Source organism: Salinivibrio sp. MA427 (genome assembly GCF_001996115.1).
GTDB classification, from domain to species: Bacteria; Pseudomonadota; Gammaproteobacteria; order Enterobacterales; family Vibrionaceae; genus Salinivibrio; species Salinivibrio costicola.
The window spans coordinates 1-2,898 of the sequence record NZ_MUFH01000406.1; the positions used below are offsets into that span (position 1 = coordinate 1).

Consider the following 2,898-nt stretch of genomic DNA (forward strand, 5'->3'; position numbering starts at 1 on the left):
ACTGGAACATCGTTTTTTACCAAGGCGTGGAGGAGAGCATTCTCAACATGCCTCCTAAGATTCAAGCGCGAATGCTCAAGCTGCTTGAACTAATAGAAAAACATGGCGCAAACTTGGGTCCTCCTCACACAAAATCAATAGGTAACGGCCTGTTTGAAGTTCGCGCCAAAGCAAAAGAAGGGATCGGACGAAGTCTATTCTGCTATTTAGACGGCCCCAACATCTATATCCTTCATGCATTTGTGAAGAAAAGTCAAAAGACACCAATGAAAGACTTAGCATTGGCAACAAGGCGTATGAAAGAGGTGAAAAGTGAATAGCTTACAAGCATTAAAAGCGAAAGCACTACAAAACCCAGACGTGAAACAAGCATACGATGAATTGGCGCCTGAGTTTGAATTGATCGATATGTTACTCAGCATGCGTAAGCAGGCCGGGCTAACTCAACAGCAGGTTGCAGTACGTATGGGGACGAAAGAAGGCAATATTTCTCGACTTGAAAAAGGGAAAGGTAATCCAACCCTTAAAACCCTGCTTAGCTATGCAAAAGCATGCAACTGCAAGCTTAACTTTGGCTATAAACATGCGTCAAATTGACGTGTATGGTCATTGCTAGTCATACGCTTTTATTGACCTTGAACCATCCCCTACTCCCTCGATGCCACGACACACTAACAATGAACTGACATCAAAAAAACAATTATTTTCAGTGTCTAAACTGCCTATGCGTAGGTCGGCATAAGCGCCAACTCGATCGTGCAAAGTTGGTATGACTTACGCCGCGCGCCATCCGACATCGGGGCCAACAATTAACCTCGATCGTGACAGGCGCCCTTTGACAGTTATCACATATCCAACACCGTGCTGGGGCTTGTGTCACCTACGCCAATGTATCATCGGGCCAAAAGTGGCTGTTCCGATAACCAATATAAGCCAATGGCACCGCCGATATTAAAATGGTGTGTAGGTCGGCATAAGCGCCAACTCGATCGTACAAACTTGNGAATAACTGTTACCGCCGCCGTTCGCTGATTTCTAAGCTGCCTGTGCGGCAGTGAACGATTTAGCTGAATACATCGACGCGCGTAACAATTTCTAAGCTGCCTGTGCGGCAGTGAACATTTTATCGTGCGGTCAGTGTACTACGCGGACTTTCTAAGCTGCCTGTGCGGCAGTGAACACACGCTAGTGCGTGATGCGTATGCGCTATGCTTTCTAAGCTGCCTGTGCGGCAGTGAACACGACCAGAACAATAACCGGCATCGACTGTACTTTCTAAGCTGCCTGTGCGGCAGTGAACTGCAATGACAGGCCAAAAAAGTAAAGGCATTATTTCTAAGCTGCCTGTGCGGCAGTGAACTTTGTACGCCATTCCGTGTGTCTCACTTGGAATTTCTAAGCTGCCTGTGCGGCAGTGAACCTGACCGCATCGTTACTGATTTGGATGAAATTTTTCTAAGCTGCCTGTGCGGCAGTGAACACCCTGCGCCTCGATCTTGGCAGTTTCTTCCTTTTCTAAGCTGCCTGTGCGGCAGTGAACAATGGTGAAGATACCGCAAGAGTATCGGTCAGTTTCTAAGCTGCCTGTGCGGCAGTGAACCACCTTCCCTCGTGTTTCTAGCTGAATTTATGGTTTCTAAGCTGCCTGTGCGGCAGTGAACGCATTAATGTTGATTGCTTGGCTTGTCGTGATTTTCTAAGCTGCCTGTGCGGCAGTGAACTTAGCCCTGGGCTTATTCGTTGTCACACGATATTTCTAAGCTGCCTGTGCGGCAGTGAACTCAAGCGATTCGCGCTCGTCGTCTTTGGCAATTTTCTAAGCTGCCTGTGCGGCAGTGAACTCAATAATGCGCTGCACGGTGAGACGCTGCGTTTTCTAAGCTGCCTGTGCGGCAGTGAACTTCGAAGAACCACCAACGAATCAATCACTAACATTTCTAAGCTGCCTGTGCGGCAGTGAACCCATCGGCCGCGAGGTCTCGCGCTTTCTCGACTTTCTAAGCTGCCTGTGCGGCAGTGAACGTCTCAGCGTCTGCGGTTGCCTTGCTGAGGCTTTTCTAAGCTGCCTGTGCGGCAGTGAACTAAGCCTGTTGCGCTTACGGATGAATCGGAGTTTTCTAAGCTGCCTGTGCGGCAGTGAACGAAAAGATCTCCGAGAACCGCCTGTCACAATTTTTCTAAGCTGCCTGTGCGGCAGTGAACCTGACGAAAGCGCGTGTACGGTCGCGGTGCCGTTTCTAAGCTGCCTGTGCGGCAGTGAACACCAGCTCGACTTCATCCGCCGCAATCAGCGTTTTCTAAGCTGCCTGTGCGGCAGTGAACTGTACAGTTGCTTTCTGGCCGTAACCAAGACCTTTCTAAGCTGCCTGTGCGGCAGTGAACGAAATCGCGTGTTGCATCGTCGATTGCGGAATTTCCTAAGCTGCCTGTGCGGCAGTGAACCGATTTACACGCCGCAGAGCTTGGAGCCGATTTTTCTAAGCTGCCTGTGCGGCAGTGAACGCGTGTCTCACGGCCAAGCGTCTCGACTGTGATTTCTAAGCTGCCTGTGCGGCAGTGAACGGCATCATCAAGCAGCGTTTGTAATTGCTCGGTTTCTAAGCTGCCTGTGCGGCAGTGAACCGTTTGCTCTCTGGATCGCGCGCGGTCTGATATTTCTAAGCTGCCTGTGCGGCAGTGAACCGAGGAGCGGATTATTAACGCACTTTCAGTCTTTTCTAAGCTGCCTGTGCGGCAGTGAACATTGAATCCGTCGGCCAGGTCAAACGGCTACATTTCTAAGCTGCCTGTGCGGCAGTGAACTGAACGTGCGGGTTGGGCTCGCCGTTCTCGTTTTTCTAAGCTGCCTGTGCGGCAGTGAACAGATGTTTCAGAATGTCATTGATACACCTTTTTTTC

Annotated in this window: 2 protein-coding genes and 1 CRISPR repeat array; both genes read left to right on the forward strand. The window is 49.9% G+C overall.

Going from position 1 to position 2,898, the window contains the following annotated elements; all coding sequences use genetic code 11:
* The first annotated feature begins 8 nt into the window (after window positions 1-8).
* Entirely contained in the window at window positions 9-320 is a 312-nt protein-coding gene (locus BZG79_RS15045; protein ID WP_108743316.1) for a type II toxin-antitoxin system RelE/ParE family toxin, read from the forward strand.
* Window positions 313-597 carry a helix-turn-helix transcriptional regulator gene (locus BZG79_RS15050; protein ID WP_077460599.1) on the forward strand — a complete coding sequence of 95 codons (285 nt, stop codon included), beginning with the start codon at window positions 313-315 and terminating at the stop codon, window positions 595-597. The genes BZG79_RS15045 and BZG79_RS15050 overlap by 8 nt, the downstream gene beginning before the upstream one ends.
* Window positions 598-1,032: 435 nt before the next feature.
* Window positions 1,033-2,862: a CRISPR direct-repeat array (repeat unit 28 nt; unit sequence TTTCTAAGCTGCCTGTGCGGCAGTGAAC).
* Window positions 2,863-2,898: the final 36 nt, after the last annotated feature.